This window comes from Allobosea sp. 10L417 (genome assembly GCF_056395485.1).
In genome coordinates this window covers 16,785-34,407 of the sequence record NZ_JBFTJP010000005.1, presented here as the reverse complement: position 1 = coordinate 34,407, position 17,623 = coordinate 16,785, and the positions used below count along the sequence as shown (strand labels likewise).

Here is a 17,623-nt window from a genome sequence, read left to right as displayed (position 1 = left end):
TCGCCTTGTCTATGTCATATTTTGACAACACCGTTGCGGCGGCGCATCAGTGGCGCCGTTAGGCGGCGCCATGCTTCGGCGGTGCCGCATCGGAGTTGTCAGAACACGTGTCCGCTTCCGCAACTGAAGCCAGAATGATGCCGCGCGGCGAGGAGAAATCCCGCCGCGTTTCCGGCTGGATCGGTGGGATCATCGTCTTCCTGGCGCTGGTTTCGGCGCTGCTCACCTTCCTCGTCCTGTCGGGCGCGACGCCGATCGCCCCGGTGCATGAGGTCGTGATTGGCGTCTTCGTTCTCAATGCGCTGCTGATTCTGGCTCTGCTCGTCGTCGTCGCCATCGAGGCGGCCGTGCTGATCCGCGCCCGCAAGGCGGGAGCTGCAGCGGCCGGGCTGCATGTGCGGATCGTCGGCCTTTTCAGCATCGTGGCAGCGCTGCCGGCCGTTCTCGTCGCGGTGATCGCAACCGTCACCATCGAGCGGGGCCTGGAGCCCTGGTTCTCGGACCGGATGCGGGATGCGATCTTCAAATCGGTCGAGGTGGCGGATGCTTATGCGGCGAGCCAATGCCGCTCGCTGGGCCGCGAAATCCGTGTGCTCGCCGACGATCTCACGCGCGCCAAACCCGCCTATGACGCCGACCGCAAATGGTTCGAGAACTTCCTGACCTCGCGCGCGACAGCGCTCGGCGTCCCCGTCGCCGCGATCATGCAACCGCCGGACAAGGTTCTGGTGCGCGCCAATATCGACGTGTTGAAGGACGCTCCCAAGCCGGATCAGGCCGCTTTCGACGACGCTCAGTCGGCACCGGAGCCGATCTGCGTCATCCCGCGCACAGGCCGGGTCTTCGGGGCGGTGGTGAAACTGCCCGCCTACGGCAACAGCTTCCTGCACATCGCGCGCGAGGTCGACCCGCTGGCGGTCGAGTTCCCGGCGGTCGCGCGTGGCGCGGCTGTCGAATACCTGTCGATCGATGCCCGCCGTAAAGGGGTCCAGGTCGCCTTCGCTTCGATGTACGGTCTGATCGCGCTGATCCTGCTGCTCTCGGCGATCTGGCTTGGCCTCAGCTTCGCCAACGGCCTGGTCGCTCCGATCAGGCGGATGATTCATGCGACGGATCAGGTCTCCAGCGGCAATTTCTACGTCCAGGTGCCGATCCGAAGATCGGAAGGCGACCTGGCCCATCTCGGAGAGACCTTCAACAAGATGACGGCGGAGCTGCGCCGCCAGCGCGACAGCCTGGTAACGGCGAGCGAGGTCATCGACAGGCGACGGCGCTTCACAGAGACCGTGCTCTCGGGCGTCTCGTCCGGCGTATTGAGCCTCGATGGCGATGGCCACATCACGACGATCAATCGCTCGGCCGAGGCGCTTCTGGGTACTGGCGGCCGCCTGCTGGGCAGGCCGATCGCTGAGATCGCCCCCGAGGTCGCGGGCCTGGTCGCCGATGCGCTGCAGGGCCGGCAGCGGCAGATCTCGGGGCAGGCGACGCTGACGCGCGCCGGGCAGGACCGCATGGTCAATATTCGCGCCGTGCGCGAAGGGGAGGGGCTCAGCGCCGGTCTCGTGGTGACGCTGGACGACATCACCGATCTCGTCTCCGCCCAGCGCACCGCCGCCTGGGCCGATGTCGCCCGGCGCATCGCTCACGAGATCAAGAATCCGCTGACGCCGATCCAGCTTTCGGCCGAGCGGATCAAGCGCCGTTTCGGCCGCGTCATCATCGAAGGCAAGGATGTCTTCGACCAATGCACCGACACGATCGTGCGGCAGGTCGAGGATATCCGGCGCATGGTCGACGAGTTCTCCTCCTTCGCTCGCATGCCGAAGCCGTCGCTGGCGCGCGAGGATATCGTCGAAACGGTTCGTCAGACTGTCTTCCTCTGGCGGGTCGGCAACCCGGAGACGACGATCGAGGAAAGCCTGCCGGCGGAAGCCGTCTTTGCCCGCTTCGACCGCCGCCTGATTTCCCAGGCTCTGACCAATGTCATCAAGAACGCGACGGAAGCGGTCGAGGCGGTTCCGGCCGACGAGCGCGGCCAGGGTCGCATCGACGTCCGCCTGGAGCGGCGCGACGACGGGCGCGTCGTCATCGAGATCATCGACAACGGCAAGGGGCTGCCGGCCGACCAGCGCCAAAAGCTGCTGGAGCCCTATATGACGACGCGCGAAGGGGGCACCGGTCTCGGCCTCGCCATCGTCGGCAAGATCCTGGAGGACCATGGCGGCGGCATCGAGCTGCTCGACCGCCCGGACGCCTCCAGCGGTGCCAGAGGCGCCCGCATCCGCCTCTGGTTCCCTGAAACCGGCCCTTCCGAGGCCAATGGCGGCGATGATGCCGCCCGGCCGGGTTCCGGCCCGGTCACTCACGATTCGCAGAATGGGATAGGTTGATGAGCGCTGACATCCTGGTGGTGGACGACGAAGTCGATATCCGCGATCTGGTCGCCGGCCTTCTCGAGGACGAAGGCTACCGGACCCGCAAGGCGGGCTCCGCCGACGAGGCGCTGGCCGCGATCGCGGCGCGGCGGCCGAACCTCGTCTTCCTCGACATCTGGCTGCAGGGCAGCCGCCTCGACGGCCTGCAGGTCCTCGAGCTGATCAAGGAGAGTCACCCGGATCTCGCCGTGGTGATGATCTCCGGCCACGGCAACATCGAGACGGCGGTGTCCGCGATCAAGAGCGGTGCCTACGACTTCATCGAGAAGCCGTTCAAGGCGGACAGGCTCGTCCTCGTCGCCGAGCGTGCGCTGGAAGCGTCGCGGCTGCGCCGCGAGGTGCGGGAGCTCAAGACCCGTTCGGTCCAGGCCAACCGCATCGTCGGCCGCACGACCGTCGTCAACCAGCTCCGCCAGACGATCGAGCGGGTCGCGCCGACCAATGCGCGCGTCCTGATCACGGGCGAGCCTGGCTGCGGCAAGGAGCTCGCCGCCCGGACGCTGCACGAGGCATCCACCCGCTCGCACAGCCCCTTCGTCGTCATCAATGCGGCGACGATCACGCCCGAGACGATGGAAGAGGAGCTCTTCGGCGTCGAGGGCGGGGACGGGCGCTCGCGTCGCGTCGGCGCGCTTGAGGAGGCGCATGGCGGCTCGCTCTATATCGACGAGATCGGCGACATGCCGCGCGAGACGCAGAACCGCATCCTGCGCGTGCTGGTCGACCAGAACTTCCAGCGCGTCGGCGGCGCGACGCGGGTCCATGTCGACGTCCGCATCATCTCCTCCTCGAGCCGCGATCTCGCGCAACTGATCGCCGAGGGGCATTTCCGCGAGGACCTCTATCACCGCCTCAGCGTCGTGCCGATCCGCGTGCCCGCGCTCTCCGAACGGCGCGAGGACGTGCCGGAGCTGATCGAGTTCTTCATGGACCAGATCTCGGTGGCGAGCGGTCTGCCCAAGCGGCGGATCGGCTCCGATGCGATGGCCGTTCTGCAATCGCATGAGTGGCCGGGCAACGTCCGCGAGCTGCGCAACAATGTCGAGCGGCTGATGATCCTGACCAAGGGCGATCCGACCGCGGAGGTCACGATCGAGATGCTGCCGGCCGAGGTCGGCGCGATGGTGCCGACAACGCCATCGGGCTCGGGCGGCGAGCGGCTGATGAGCCTGGCGCTGCGCGATGCGCGCGAGATCTTCGAACGCGAGTATCTGATCGCACAAATAGCGCGCTTCTCGGGCAACATCTCGCGTACCGCCGAATTCATCGGCATGGAGCGCTCCGCCCTGCACCGGAAGCTCAAGTCGCTCGGTGTCGGCTAGCCTTTCGTAGGGTGCATCTGCACGCCACGCAGATGCACCTGCGAAAAAACGCGGCATTGCTGCACTTGCGTTGAAGACGAACTCGACGATCTAATGGAGCGTCGGTGTTCCGAGGCTGGCGGAATGCGCCGCCGACCCGAACGGAACGAACTGGATCGCGGGCGTAAACCGATCGCCGATCCCAACAACAGGGACTACCCATGGCCGCAGAGCGGGCTCAGAACCTCCAGGACACTTTCCTCAATCACGTTCGCAAGCAGAAGATTCCGCTGACGATTTTCCTTGTCAACGGCGTGAAGCTGCAGGGCGTCGTCACCTGGTTCGACAATTTCTGCGTGCTGCTGCGCCGCGACGGCCATTCGCAGCTCGTCTACAAGCATGCGATCTCGACCATCATGCCCGGCCACCCGGTGCAGCTGTTCGAGCCCGAGGAAACGGACAAGAACTGAGTTGGCGACAAGCCACAAGGACGACAAGGATCGGGCGGCCACGCGGGTCACAGGCGCGAAGCCGCTCGACGAGATCGAACGCGACATCGCGGCGAATACGCGCGCCTTCGTCGTGGGACCCTATCTGCAGAAGCGCGGCGTTTCCGTCGACGCCAACCAGCGTTCCTTCGCGGCGCGGCTGGACGAGGCCGTCGGCCTCGCGGCTGCGATCGACCTGACCGTCGTCGAGCCGGTACAGGTGCTGCTGACCGCATTGCGGCCCGCGACCTATCTCGGCAAAGGCAAGGTCGAGGAGCTGGCGGAGCGCATCAAGATCGAGGAAATCGGCCTCGTCGTGATGGACTGCGCGCTGTCGCCGGTTCAGCAACGCAACCTCGAAAAGGCCTTCGGCTGCAAGGTCATCGATCGCACGGGCCTGATCCTCGAGATCTTCGGCCGGCGGGCGCGCACCAAAGAGGGCGCGCTCCAGGTCGAGCTTGCGCATCTCAACTACCAGAAGAGCCGGCTGGTGCGGTCCTGGACCCACCTCGAACGTCAGCGCGGCGGCTTCGGCTTCCTCGGCGGCCCCGGCGAGACGCAGATCGAGGCCGACCGGCGCATCATCCAGGAGCGCATGACCAAGATCGAGCGCGATCTGGAGAGCGTGAAGCGAACCCGTTCTTTGCACCGCGCGAGCCGGAAACGCGTGCCTTATCCGATCGTTGCGCTGGTTGGTTACACCAACGCCGGCAAGTCCACGCTGTTCAACCGGCTGACTTCGGCTGAGGTGCTGGCGCAGGACATGCTCTTCGCTACGCTCGATCCGACCGCCCGGGCGATCAAGCTGCCGCATGGCGCCCGGATCATGCTCTCCGACACAGTCGGCTTCATCTCCGACCTGCCGACGCAGCTCATTGCCGCGTTCCGTGCCACGCTGGAGGATGCGATCGAGGCCGATGTCCTGCTGCATGTCCGCGACGTCTCGCATGAGGACACGCAGGCGCAGGCCGCGGATGTCCAGGCGATCCTGCGCGATCTCGGCATCAACCCGGATGATGGCCAGCGCGTCGTCGAAGTCTGGAACAAGGCGGATCTGCTCGATGCGGCCGAGCGCGAACGCCAGCTCGGCGTCGCGTCGCTGCGTCCCGCCGAAACGCGGCCGGTTCTCGTCTCGGCGCTGACCGGCGAGGGCATCGATCGCCTGACCCGCGCCATCGAGACCCGGATCGCCTTGAGCCGCCCAGTCTACGCGCTCGAACTCGCGCCCGGCGATGGCAAGTCGCTGGCCTGGCTCCACGCCAACGGCGAAATCCTGGAGCGCGCGGACGCCGAGGACGGCCGGCTCAAGCTCGTCGTTCGCCTGCCGCCGGAGCGGGAAGGGTCCTTCACGGCCCGATTCCCGCAGGCTGAACGACAGGGGTGACGGCCGGCGACGTCAGGTGCCGTTTATTGGTCGGATATGATCGAATTCTGCTGGTTGGTCACGGAGCCGCGGTCATCCCGGGCTTGACCCGGAATCTATGCTAGAACGTTTCCGAGCACGGTTCAGCCATGGATACCGGCTCGGTGCTTCGCTCCGGCCGGGGTTAGCTGCACCCCTACGAAAGCCCGCGTGATCCGGCCCCGGAGCTCGTCTGCTCCTGGCGGCGACTATCGTGATCAGATCGCCTTCTCGGCCTTCTTCACCGCCTGCCAGAGCGCTTCCATCTCGTCGAGGCTCGCCTCCTTTGCGGTTCGGCCCTCCGCTTCAAGTTTTGTCTCGATACCCTTGAAGCGTCGCTCGAATTTCGCATTCGCGGCGTTGAGGCAGGCCTCCGGATCGGCATCGACATGGCGGGCGAGATTGGCGATCACGAAGAGCAGATCGCCGATCTCCTCCTGGATGGCGGCCTTGTCGCCGCCAGCGAGCGCCTCGTCGATCTCTTCAGTCTCCTCGCGGATCTTGTCGAGCACGAGCCGGGCGTTGTTCCAGTCGAAGCCGACGGTCGAGGCTCGGGCCTGCAGCTTCCAGGCGCGGGTGAGGGCGGGCAGGTTGTGCGGCACGCCGGCGAGGACGCTCCTGTCCTCCTGCAGCGGCGGCAGGCCAGCTGCTTCGTGCGCCGCGGCCTTGGCCGCCTTCTCCTCGGCCTTGATCCGGTGCCACAGCACTTTCACTTCGGCCGGCGAGAGATCCCGCGCGTCGCCGAAAACATGCGGATGCCGGCGGATCAGCTTGCTGGTGATCGCTTCCACCACATCCGGGAAGGCGAAGGACCCTTCCTCCTCGGCCATACGGGCATGAAAAACCACCTGTAACAGGAGGTCGCCCAGCTCGTCCTTCAGGTCGAGCTTGTCGCCGCGCGCGATCGCATCGGCAACCTCATAGGCCTCTTCGACGGTGTAGGGAGCGATCGACGCGAAATCCTGCTCCAGATCCCAGGGACATCCGGTTCCGGGCGCACGCAGCGCCGCCATGATCTCGATCAGCCGTTCGATGTCGCGAGAGGGCTTCAACGCTGCCTGTCCCCATGATCTGCGGTCAAGCATTGCTGCGCGAAAAAGTGGGAACCGGTTTTTCGCTGAAGCAATGCTCTAAACTTTCAGAATCGATCACGTTTTTCGCATTCGGATGTTTCAATCCGAATGCGACGTGATCTAGCTTCCTCCCATGATTCAAGTCACCCCGTCCATCGCCATCGACGAGAGCGAGATCGAGGAGAGCTTCGTGCGCGCCTCGGGTCCCGGCGGCCAGCACGTCAACAAGGTCTCGAGCGCCGTGCAGATCCGCTTCGACGTGCGCCGTTCGCCGTCGCTGCCGAACGAGGTCGCCATCCGCCTGATGAAGCTCGCCGGCAGCAAGCTGACTCAGGATGGCGTCATCGTCATCGTCGCCCAGACGCATCGCAGCCAGAAGCGCAATCGCGAAGAGGCCGTCGAGCGGCTGCTGGAGATGGTCCGCGCCGCCGCCGTCCGCCCGACCGTTCGACGCGCGACGAAGCCGACCAAGGCGTCGAAGGAGCGCCGGCTCGCCTCGAAGGATCGCCGCTCCGGCGTCAAGGCCGGCCGATCGAAGCCTGCGGCCGACTAGCATGTCCGACAGCGAACGCCAGCCGGGGCAGGGGGCTCGCCCTGCCCGCGCCCCGCGGCGCATCACCGCCGACTATCTCCAGCGTGCGGCGATGCACTATCTTGAGCGCTACTCTGCCCCAGCCGCTCAACTGCGCCGCGTGCTGGCGCGCAAGATCGCCGTGAGCTGTCGGCATCACGGCGACGATCCCGCGCATCACGCCGTCGCACTGGACGATGTGATCGCCCGCTGCCTGTCCAGCGGATTGATCGACGATCGCCGCTTCGCCGAGGCGCGGGCGGCGACGCTGAGGCGCAAGGGGCAGTCTAGCCGCAGCGTTATGGTCAAGCTGGCCGCCAAGGGGATAGCGCGCGATCTTGCGGGCGAATTCGCGAACACCCATGCCGACGACGAGATCGCCGCCGCCCGCATTGCCGCGAAGCGCCGCCGGCTTGGCCCCTGGCGCAGGCCGGACGAGCGGGCCGCCTGCCGTCAGAAGGATCTCGCCGCCCTGGCGCGGCTCGGCTTCGGCTACGCGACGGCCCGCAGCGTCATCGATGGCGATGCCGACAGCGCGTCCTGAACTTCAGGCTTCACTGAAGCCGCCTCACTCAAGCTTGACCTGAGCGTCCTTGACGACCTTGCCCCAGCGCTCGACCTCCGCCGTAACGAAGCGCCCGAAGGCGTCGCCGCTCAGGCTCGGGATCGGGGAGCCGTTCTTCTTCCAGGCCGCATCGATGGCCGGGGACTTCAGCGCTTTCTCGACCTCCGTCCGCATTCGCGCGACGATCTCGGGCGGCGTTCCCTTGGGAGCCCAGAGCGCATACCAGGTCGAGACCTCGTAGCCGTCGAGGCCCGCCTCCTTGGCCGTCGGAACATCGGGCACAGCCTCCGAGCGCGTCGGCGCGGCAACGGCCAGGGCCCGCAAGGCGCCGCTCTGGATCTGGGCTGCCGAGGAACCGAGCCCGTCGAATAGGATATCGACCTGCCCGGCGACGGTATCCTGCAAAGCTGGGCCGGCGCCGCGATAGGGCACATGGGTCAGCTTTGTGCCTGTCGAGAGCTGGAACAGTTCGCCGGCGAGATGGTGCGTCGTGCCGTTTCCGGCCGAGGCATAGTTGAGCTTTTCCGGGTTCTTCTTGGCGAAATCGACCAGCTCGGCCACGGTCTTCGCCTGGACCTTGCCGGGATGGACGACGATGACCTGCGGCGGCTGGGCAACGACGGCGATCGGGATGAAATCGGTCTCGATGCTGTAGTCGAGCTTTGGATATAGCGCGGGCGCGATGGCGTGGTGGGCGGCCCCGACGAAGAAGGTATACCCGTCCCGCTTTGCCTTCGACGCCGCGGAGGCCCCGACTGTCCCGCCGGCGCCGCCGCGGTTTTCGATGATGATGCGCTGGCCCAGTTGCTGATCGAGCTGCGCGGCGAGCGGCCGCGCAAACGCGTCCGTTCCGCCGCCGGCAGGGAAGGGCACGATGAAGGTGATCGGCCGCGCAGGCCAGGCCTCCGCCCACGCCGGAGCATGCAAGGCCAGTACGGATGCGGCGGCGGTCGCCGCGATGAAGGATCGCTTCGTGATCATCGGCTCTCTCCCAGGGCGAGGCTCTTGCCGGCCTTCGCTGCGTGTCCGACAATGCGGACCGTCTTGCGGATTAGGCCATCGGGACAATCCGTTTGGCAAGCGCGTGGCCGAGATGCGTACCGGTTCCGCAATCTCGACTTGCGGCATCGAGCAGAGATTGGCAGGCGAAGATCATGAGCCGGCTCGACAGTTTCATCCGCCGTCTGAAGGCCCAGCGCAGCGTGCTGAACTGGGCAGCCGATTTCGCCGCGGGCAACGACGGCCTGATCCTTGAGCTCGGCCTCGGCAATGGCCGGACATACGACCATTTGCGCGCGAGATTGCCCGGCCGCGACATCCATGTCTTCGAGCGCTCGCCCAGCCCGAATCCCCGATCGATGCCCCCGCAGCACCTCCTCATCATCGGGGAGATGGAGCAGACATTGCCGGCCTTCGCCGCCCGGCATGGCGCCGCGGCGATTTTGATCCATGTCGATGTCACGACGGGCGTGCCCATGCGCGACCGGGTGGCCTTCGCATGGCTGCCAGGACAAGTGGCGGCATTGGTGCAGCCCGACGGGCTGATCGTCAGCGGCTGGCCGCTCGACGATCCCGCCTTCGAGGCCGTGCCGCTTCCGGCCGAGATACCCGAGGAGCGCTATTTCGCCTATCGGCGCCGCGGCGCCGGCTGAAACCATCGTGGAGGGACGCGGCAAATCCGAAAGCCTGGGGACCAGGCTCGGCTTAGGGGTGCGGCCGGCTCTGTTGAAGCTCGATATCGAAGCTTCGTTCGAGAACCTCGTTCTTGTCGTTGAGCACCGTGTATCGCGCGCGATAGGTGCCGCTTGCCCACCCGGCCGGTGGTTTCCGCAGCCCCGTGAAGACCAGCGTCTGCGCCTGATTTCGCTCGAGCGGCGAGGCTTCATGCCTGGCGATCACCTGGCCGGACGGATTGCTCACGACGATCGATTGCACGTCGCCGATCTTGAGGCCGATGCCGCGGACATAGGCGACGAGCGCGGGGGCTTCGATGCCCGGGGGCGGTTCGGCGTCGCCAGCCTCCAGCGTCGCCATCGTCACCGAGGCGGCAGCAAAGCCTGCATTCAAGACCCATCGCGGCCTGTAGGCGAGCAGGGACGCCGATGCGGGCTCCCAAAGCATGCGACCGCCGCCACATGAATGAGGCGGCGCCTCGTAGGCGAAGGGGTCAGCGATCTCGCCGCGATAGCGGACGATGAAATGAAGATGCGGATATTCGGTCAGGCCGGACAGACCGATCTGCCCGATCGCCTGACGCGCTTCGACCCGGTCGCCGACCTCGACGCGCAGGCTGCCGCGAGCCATGTGGCAGTATTGGGTCTGCCAGCCGGCCGAATGCTCGATCACGACCGCGTTGCCGCATTCGGAGCCCTTCACGGCCGCCGCTCCGCTGTCGCGAACGGACACATCGGCCATGCCGTCGCGTCGCCGGACGACGCGGCCGGCGGCGGCAGCCAGGACATCGACCCCGGCGCGCTGGGCAGCCATGGTCGGCAGCCGGAAATCGGTCCCGTTATGGCCGTCATAGGAGAGGGTGCCGCATTGAAAATCCCGGGCCGAGGATGTGGGGTCGGCGTCGACATAGTTTTGGATGAAGCAGTTGCGGCCGAGCTCGCAGGCGACCGGCAGGGCGAAGATCGGCGCCTCCCCGGCAACGGCCGCCGGGACAACGAGAACGGCGACGGCCGCGGCCATGCGAAAACGATGGCCGCCGCCCGTCACATCAAGCCTCCTCATGCCGAAACAGGGGCGGCCCGCTGCATGAATTGGGAGGATGTATCTCTTCGGGAAAGAGCTGATCGCGACATCCCTCGACGAAGGGTGACAACGTCAAAATATAGAGCAGGAAAAACTCGATCTGCCGATTGATGCCGAGCTTGAGCATGATGCGTTTGATATAGGTCCTGACTGTCGCTTCCGTGAGATCGAGCGTCTGGCCGATCTTCCATGGCGGCTCCCCGCCCAGGATGCGCATCACGATTCTTTCCTCGGCCCAGGGCAGGCCGAAGGCCGTCGCAATCCGCTTGGCCCCCGCTGCCGGATCGATCTGCGGGATGACGACGAGCAGCCGGTCCATGTGCCGCTCGGTCGGCGCCGCGCCGATCCATGCGAAGGCAAAGGCGCGATGGTCTGTCGACAGGGGAATGATCGTGTTCGTCCAGCCTCGGCCTGAGCGGGATGCCATCGTGTCGCGCAGCGCGTGGCGCAGGAGGTTGTTGACGAGAGAGTTGGGGCCGGCGAGGGCGCCATGGTCGAGGCGAACCGGGTTCTTCGCCTGAAGCATCTGCCGGCCGGCATCGTTGGTTTCGAGGAGGCGTAGCTGCTGGTCGACGGCGAAGGCCGGAAAGGCCAGCTCCTGCAGCAGGGTGTCCAGACTCAGGTTTTCGTGTCGACGTTGCGTGAAGCCCTGGGTCGTCGCCCAGATCACGCTCGCGGCGCGCGAGATGCAGACCATCTCCGCGGCCGAGAGGGAATGCGGCCGCCAGCCTGCCAGGAAAACCAGATCATTTCCGTCGCTCGCAGGCAGGCGCCCTGCAAGCGCGTATCCGGCCTCGCCCGCCTCCCGCCCGAGCAATTCCGCTATGAGCGTATCGGTCGCTTCGACCGCGAACAGCCCGGCGCTCTGCCAGTCCGGCCGATGCACCAGATGCGTGATCGCATCCGCCGAGGGCTGCACGTCACTGTCAAAGCCGACACGAACGGCGGCTGCCGCAAAGCCGTTCGGCGGGGCCAGTGTCAGGACAAAGCATCGCTTGCATTCGAGCAACCCGAGCATCGCCCGTCCGAAAGCTTCCAGGGCGAGAAGCGTCGCGGCTCTGCCAGGGGGCGTCGGCATGATGGAATCGTCCCGCAACATCGAGGCCTCCTCCGTCGCATTGATCCCCCGCCGTGTTGTTCAACTCTCCTTGAAGGCGCGCTGCACGCGTAGCATCAACGGCTGCAGCAGGTATTCCGCGAAAGTCCTGCGCCCGGTCTCAATGAAGATCTCGACGGGCATGCCCGGCTGAAGCGAGGCGAAATAAGGAGTGAGCTCCGGCGCTTGCTGGAGGTCAACCTCGGCCTTGTAGAACGACCTGCCTGATCTCGGGTCGATGAGCGCATCGGCCGTGACCATCGTGACGGCCCCGGCGAACAGGGGCGTGCGTCTCGAGTTGAGCGCGAGAACCCGCACGCGCGCGGGCTGCCCGACCCTTACCTCGTTGCGATCGCTCGGCTTTACCTCGCCCTCGACGATCAAACGATCCTGCATCGGAACGATGTCGAGCAGGGTTTCACGCGGATTGAGGACCGCGTTCAGGCTCCGCGTGTTGAGGCCGACGACGAGACCTGCTTCCGGTGCGCGGATCTCGCTCCGAACCAGCGTGTCGCGTGCCGCCGCTATGCGGTGCCGCGCATCGGCGATCCGTTCGCGCGCGGCGTGGCTCTGCTTGGCGATGTCCTCGAGCCAAGCGTAGACGGTTTGTCGACGCCTGTCCTCCAGCTCGGCGATCTTGCCTCTCGATTGGGCTACCGACGATGCATTTGTCGCAATCTGGGCTTCGACATCGGCTTCGGCTCGTTTGAGCGCAAGAACCTTCGGCCGCCGGGCCAGTCCCTTAGCCAGCAGAAAGTCTGTATCCTTGATTTCCTCCTGGAGGTAGGAGAGCTGCCGCACCAGGCCGCCCGAGCCGCTCTGAAGCCCTCGGATTGCTTCCTCCAGCTGCAATATCTGCTGATCGATGAGCTTGCGCTCCCCTTGGAGCGAGGTGGCCCTTGCCGCGAATTCGGAAAGCTGCGTCGCCATTGCCGACCGCGCCTCCCTGTTCGTCGTATTGGTTTGCAGTTCGTCGGGGAACGAAACCTCGGCTGCGCCTGCCTGTTCCGCCTCAAGACGCGCCTCCATCGCAAGATCGGCGAAGAGCTTGGTTTCGAGAACCCCGATATTGGCCTCGATCTGCGTCGTGTCGAGCCGAGCGAGGAGCTGGCCGCGTTCGGCCTGCTCGCCTTCGCGGACGAGAATGGCTTTGACGATCCCGCCTTCGAGATGCTGCACCGCGCGGTGCTGCGACAACACCTTTACCACGCCAGGTGCGATGACCGCGCTCGCGAGCGGCACGGCTGCAGCCCAGGTGCCGAAGATGCCGAAGAGAAGGATCAGGAGCACGGCCCCCCAGCGCACGAGGGAGGTGGTCTCCGACCGTGGAAGATCCGCTAGCTGGGCCAGGTCGGGGCCGACGGCCCGGATGAGTCCGGCGGGCCGGCCATCCTGCACGACGCTGAGCCCGCGCGACGGGGAGGGGGTGGCGACGGCAGGCATCAGCGCCTCCTGTCGATGATGTCGGACCTGGCCTTCTCATTCGGGGCAGGGCGTGAATGACGCATCGGCGTCGCGCCTGCCATGGTCTGCGGGAGCACTTCGCAGGGAGGACCAAACGCCACCTGGACGCCGTCCCGCAGGAAGAGAATGAGGTCCGCCACAGTGAAGAGGCGCGGGCGATGCGTGACGATGACCAGCGTGGTTCCCCGCGCCTTCGCCTCCCGGATCGCTGCGCACAGCGCCTCCTCGCCCTCCGGGTCGAGATTGGAGTTGGGCTCATCGAGCAGGATCAGCCTGCGCTTGCCGAAGAGCGCGCGGGCGAGCCCGATGCGCTGGCGCTGCCCGCCGGAGAGCTTGCTGCCATCCCGGCCGATATCGGTCTCGTAGCCGTTCGGTAGCGCCAGGATCATCTGATGCGCGTTGGCTTGCCTGGCGGCCCCGATCACGTCGGCATCGGTCGCCGTTTCATCGAAGCCGGCGATCGCCTCGGCGACGGTGCCACCCAATAATTCGACATCCTGGGGCAGGTAGCCGACATAGCGCCCGAGTTGATCCGGGTCCCAGTGCTCCAGCGAGGCGCCGTCCAGCCGAATCGTGCCCGTCGTCGGCTTTTCGAGCGCCGCGATCATTCGCAGCAATGTCGATTTGCCCGCACCTGTCGGGCCGATGACGACGATGACGCTGGCCGGTGGACAACGGAAGCTGATGCCCGCCAGGGCCGACCGCCTCGCATTCGGATTGCGAAACGCGACGGCGCTGATGTCGAGCGCGCCGAGGGGAGGCGGGAGGAGCGTCCGGCCCTGGCAGATCAGGGCGGAGGCGACGGCGCCGCGCACGTGAACCCAGGCATCGCGCGCCGAGGTCAGCGTGCGCAACCCGGCGACGAGTTGCTCCATCGGCGCCAACGTGCGGCTGATGAGGATCGAGCTGGCCATCATGCTGCCGCTGAGCACTTCGTTCTGCAGCACCAGCCAGGCGCCGGTCCCGATCGCCGCGACCTGGAGCATGATCCGGACCGCGCGCGCGAGCGAGGCGATCAGGGCCACCCGCTCATTCGCCTTGACCACGGGCGCCAGCGCCGCGTCGTTGAGCCGGAGGAATTCGCGGATCGCTCCATGCGTCCACCCCATCGCCCGGACGAGGCTGGCATGGCCGACGATGCCGTCCAGGGCGCGTTGCGCGCGCAGGGCCGTCCCGGACGCCTCCGCCAGCTCGGCACGCGCCACGCGCCCGCTCACGAACGCCAGCAGGAGCAGGAGCAGGGAGCCCATCAACGCAATCGTGCCGTACCACGGGTGGATCAGGTAAAGCACGACAACGAAGGCCGGCAGGAAAGGCGCGTCGATCAAGGTCGAGGCGGTCCCGCTCGACAGGATGTTCCGGAGTTCGCGCACCCTGACCATGTCGTGAGTGCCGGCCTCGTTCCGCTTCGTCGAGTCCGTGATCGCCGCCTTGAGCACGAGCGGCGCGAGCAATCGCTCGAAGCTGACGGCGAAGCGACCGAGCAGGCGATTGCGCAGGATGTCGAAGCAGGCGCTGAAGCCGAGCGCCACCACGGCGAGACCAGTCAGCCCGACGAGCGTGTCGATATTGCCGCTCGTGATCACCCGGTCGAAGACCTGGATCGAATAGAAGGGCAGGATCAGCAGGAGCAGATTGATCGCGACGCTGAAGACGACGACCCAGAGCAACGCCCGCCATCCCGGGATCGCCATGAGAAGCCTGCTGCCCCTCAATAGGGCGGCGTCGGCGGTGACCCTGGTGCGGAACCCAGGGTTCCTGCGGCTTGCAGACGCGTCGGACATGTGTCCTCGGACTGAAAGAAGCGCTTGCGCGATGTTGCGGGAGGATGAAGCCGACCCGAAAAGCCGATGGGACGAGCTCATGCTCCGGCGCATTGGAGCGTGACGGGAGGCTGGCTTCAGATCGCGCCGTTTGGCGGACGCATCCGAAGCTGCGAAATTCCGATCCGGGGAGGGGAGCCCCTATTGCCCAGCCATGTTGCTATCGGGAAATTCTCTAGCGCCCACGCCACCGCAGCCATGATCTCGCCTCCCTTGATCCAGCACGCCCCTTCGTGGATTTGCGCAACCACCGGACTTGGCCGGTGCCGCTTTGCAGCCATGGAAGGGCGGCCCGAAAGCGGAGAGGCGACGCTAGGGAAGCTTATCCTCCGGCATAATCCCCATTTGGTGACAGAAACGGTTTGAGGCGATGACCACCTGCAAGTGTCAGCGATCCGGGAATGCCGGACTTACCGGCGGCGTCGGTGCGCTTGCCTCGATAGCTGGGCGGAATCCATTCGGCGAATATTTGCATTGATTGCAGCGTAAATAGCAGCGTTGAGCGCTCGAATTCCTATAGATTAAGCCAGTTCGACCTGGGAAGTGAGCCTGAAATAGCGTCGGCCTCGACGGCTTTTGTCTCCAAATGGGGATTGCGCCGGCCCCCTGCATCTTCCTAGCTTTCGCCACCTTCGCAAATTTCTCGATCCGCGACGAAATTTCTCGATCCGCGACGATCGATACCCTGCGCAAGACCGCGCATGGGCGGGCGCGTGCCTATGCGAGGGGCTCTGCAGCAGGGAGAACTGCCATGGCGATTATCAATGGTACACCCGGCGACGACATCATCCCCCCTCCGGATACGAGCGGTGACGACATTATCCACGGCTTCGCCGGCAATGACTCGATCGACGCGGACGGCGGCAACGATTTCGTCAGCGGTGGAGCTGGCGACGACGATATTCTCGGCGGCGTCGGCACCGATACGCTCGATGGCGATGCCGGCAACGACACGATCAGCGGTGGGGACGGTGACGACGTCGTCAACGGCAATGCCGGCAACGACATCCTGGCCGGCGATGCCGGGGACGATACCGTCAGCGGCGGCGCCGGCGACGACAATATTCTCGGCGGTGACGGCAACGACACCCTGTCCGGCGATGCCGGAAACGACACGATCGGCGGCGGCGATGGCGACGACGTCATCAACGGCAACGCCGGGGACGATACCCTGTCCGGGGATGCCGGGAACGATACCCTCAATGGCGGCGCCGGCAACGATACCGTCGATGGCGGCGATGGCGACGATATCCTCAACGGGGCCGCAGGTGCCGATACGCTGAACGGCGGGGCCGGGGTCGACACGATGGACGGCGGCGCCGGCAACGACACCTTGAACGGCGATGCCGGTGACGACGTCATGAACGGCGGTATCGGGAACGATACGCTGAACGGCGGCGACGGCAACGACACCATGAACGGCAATGCGGGCAACGATACGATGAGCGGCGATGCCGGCAACGATATCATGGAGGGCAACGCCGGCGACGACGTCATGGATGGCGGTGACGGCGACGACACCATGGGCGGTGGCGATGGCGACGACACACTGGAGGGCGGAGCCGGTCTGGATACGCTCAATGGCGGCGACGGCGATGATACGCTGAGCGGCGGAGCGGATGCGGATACGCTGAATGGCGACGCCGGCGACGATGAGCTGAGTGGCGGGGACGGCAACGACACGGGCCACGGCGGTGACGGCAACGACGCCCTGACTGGCGGGGCCGGAAACGACACCCTCTGGGGCGACGCCGGAGACGACGAGATCAAGGGTGACGCCGGCAGCGACGAGCTCCATGGCGGCGAGGGTAACGACGAGCTCGACGGCGGAAACGGCGCCGATAACCTATACGGCGACGCTGGCGATGATCTGCTGACGGGCGGCGCAGGCACCGACACCTTCCATTTCGGTGACGGTGCCGACACTCCGTTTGGCGATGACGAAGTCACCGACCTCAATGCGGGGGACGAGGACGTCATCGAGGTCGATGTTGCCGATCCGACGACTGTCGAGGTGACGGTGGACGTTTCCGGCCCCAGCGTCGTGTTGGATTTCGGCTTCGGCACCATCCAGATCGACGGTGTTTCGGGTGGCGGCACGTTCACGTCGATCGACGACATCAACAACGCGCTGGGATACGATGCCATCACGCTCGTGTGACATCGCCTTGCCGAGGGCGGCGGCGCTGGTCGCCGCGGCCTGCCGCGAAACGGGTCATCCCGGTCCGTATCGTGCCATTGCGGGTTCTGTGAGGTTACCCGGAGGACGTCCTCATCGCTTCTCCGCGACAGCCAGAACCCGCGCGCTCCCGAAGTCCTAGTGAAGGTCGGCGACAGGCCTCGCGCGGGCAGACAGAGCTCTGTGCGTGGACGACGTTTGATCGTCCGGCACGGCACGCGACGACGACAGGGGGCATCGCCCCCGGCAGCAAGAGTGATTCGCATAAGACATATTATGGAACAGACATGCGGTTTGGATCGTGTGGCATCCCGGGGTCAATCGGCCTGACAGTCTCAGCAGCAATGGCGAAGGCATTGGGATTGCCGATACGCCGGCTGCGACCCTGAGATCGGCGATCATTCCACCAAGCCTTAGAGGCGCCGTCGGTGTGCGACGCTCCAGCGTCCCGAGATTCCGGGCGTTGATT

General features: G+C 65.9%; 14 protein-coding genes. 8 read left to right on the top strand and 6 right to left on the bottom strand.

Going from position 1 to position 17,623, the window contains the following annotated elements; genetic code table 11:
* The first annotated feature begins 107 nt into the window (after positions 1-107).
* The 4 genes from AC1DE3_RS14240 to hflX all read left to right on the top strand — a co-directional run bounded on the left by AC1DE3_RS14240 (position 108) and on the right by hflX (position 5,608).
* A complete protein-coding gene (locus AC1DE3_RS14240; protein ID WP_441513333.1) occupies positions 108-2,390 on the top strand; it encodes a sensor histidine kinase NtrY-like in 2,283 nt (760 codons plus the stop codon).
* Entirely contained in the window at positions 2,390-3,757 is a 1,368-nt protein-coding gene (gene ntrX / locus AC1DE3_RS14235; protein ID WP_441513334.1) for a nitrogen assimilation response regulator NtrX, read from the top strand. The genes AC1DE3_RS14240 and ntrX overlap by 1 nt, the downstream gene beginning before the upstream one ends.
* 200 nt (positions 3,758-3,957) lie before the next feature.
* Positions 3,958-4,206: an RNA chaperone Hfq gene (gene hfq, locus AC1DE3_RS14230; RefSeq protein WP_038365847.1), complete on the top strand. Its 249-nt coding sequence runs from the start codon at positions 3,958-3,960 to the stop codon at positions 4,204-4,206.
* A 73-nt stretch (positions 4,207-4,279) separates the two neighbouring features.
* Positions 4,280-5,608 carry a GTPase HflX gene (hflX, locus tag AC1DE3_RS14225; RefSeq protein WP_476852546.1) on the top strand — a complete coding sequence of 443 codons (1,329 nt, stop codon included), beginning with the start codon at positions 4,280-4,282 and terminating at the stop codon, positions 5,606-5,608.
* Positions 5,609-5,844: 236 nt separating this feature from the next.
* On the opposite strand, the gene mazG is transcribed toward hflX, so the two are convergent.
* Positions 5,845-6,678 (bottom strand): nucleoside triphosphate pyrophosphohydrolase, encoded by an 834-nt coding sequence (mazG, locus tag AC1DE3_RS14220; RefSeq protein ID WP_476778293.1) that lies wholly within the window; start codon positions 6,676-6,678, stop codon positions 5,845-5,847.
* Positions 6,679-6,832: 154 nt separating this feature from the next.
* Between mazG and arfB the strand changes: the two genes are divergently transcribed.
* Together arfB and AC1DE3_RS14210 are read left to right on the top strand one after the other, a co-directional pair.
* On the top strand, positions 6,833-7,252 hold the full coding sequence (arfB, locus tag AC1DE3_RS14215) for an alternative ribosome rescue aminoacyl-tRNA hydrolase ArfB (RefSeq protein ID WP_476778292.1): 420 nt from the start codon (positions 6,833-6,835) through the stop codon (positions 7,250-7,252).
* Position 7,253: 1 nt separating this feature from the next.
* On the top strand, positions 7,254-7,814 hold the full coding sequence (locus AC1DE3_RS14210; RefSeq protein WP_476778291.1) for a regulatory protein RecX: 561 nt from the start codon (positions 7,254-7,256) through the stop codon (positions 7,812-7,814).
* Positions 7,815-7,838: 24 nt separating this feature from the next.
* On the opposite strand, the gene AC1DE3_RS14205 is transcribed toward AC1DE3_RS14210, so the two are convergent.
* Complete coding sequence (locus AC1DE3_RS14205; RefSeq protein ID WP_476778290.1) at positions 7,839-8,816, bottom strand: Bug family tripartite tricarboxylate transporter substrate binding protein; 978 nt, start codon at positions 8,814-8,816, stop codon at positions 7,839-7,841.
* A gap of 173 nt (positions 8,817-8,989) precedes the next feature.
* On the opposite strand from AC1DE3_RS14205, the gene AC1DE3_RS14200 reads away from it, so the two are divergent.
* A complete protein-coding gene (locus AC1DE3_RS14200; protein WP_476852466.1) occupies positions 8,990-9,487 on the top strand; it encodes a class I SAM-dependent methyltransferase in 498 nt (165 codons plus the stop codon).
* A gap of 52 nt (positions 9,488-9,539) precedes the next feature.
* On the opposite strand, the gene AC1DE3_RS14195 is transcribed toward AC1DE3_RS14200, so the two are convergent.
* Genes AC1DE3_RS14195 through AC1DE3_RS14180 form a run of 4 tightly spaced genes read right to left on the bottom strand, consistent with a single transcriptional unit; the run spans position 9,540 to position 14,846 of the window.
* On the bottom strand, positions 9,540-10,556 hold the full coding sequence (locus AC1DE3_RS14195; RefSeq protein ID WP_476778288.1) for a M23 family metallopeptidase: 1,017 nt from the start codon (positions 10,554-10,556) through the stop codon (positions 9,540-9,542).
* Between the two features lies 1 nt (position 10,557).
* Positions 10,558-11,670: a helix-turn-helix transcriptional regulator gene (locus AC1DE3_RS14190; RefSeq protein ID WP_476852465.1), complete on the bottom strand. Its 1,113-nt coding sequence runs from the start codon at positions 11,668-11,670 to the stop codon at positions 10,558-10,560.
* A 60-nt stretch (positions 11,671-11,730) separates the two neighbouring features.
* On the bottom strand, positions 11,731-13,131 hold the full coding sequence (locus tag AC1DE3_RS14185; protein ID WP_476778286.1) for an HlyD family type I secretion periplasmic adaptor subunit: 1,401 nt from the start codon (positions 13,129-13,131) through the stop codon (positions 11,731-11,733).
* Positions 13,131-14,846 carry a type I secretion system permease/ATPase gene (locus AC1DE3_RS14180; RefSeq protein WP_476778285.1) on the bottom strand — a complete coding sequence of 572 codons (1,716 nt, stop codon included), beginning with the start codon at positions 14,844-14,846 and terminating at the stop codon, positions 13,131-13,133. The genes AC1DE3_RS14185 and AC1DE3_RS14180 overlap by 1 nt, the downstream gene beginning before the upstream one ends.
* A gap of 880 nt (positions 14,847-15,726) precedes the next feature.
* On the opposite strand from AC1DE3_RS14180, the gene AC1DE3_RS14175 reads away from it, so the two are divergent.
* Positions 15,727-17,136, top strand: a complete 1,410-nt coding sequence (locus tag AC1DE3_RS14175) for a calcium-binding protein (RefSeq protein WP_476852464.1) — start codon at positions 15,727-15,729, stop codon at positions 17,134-17,136.
* The last annotated feature ends 487 nt before the right edge of the window (positions 17,137-17,623 follow it).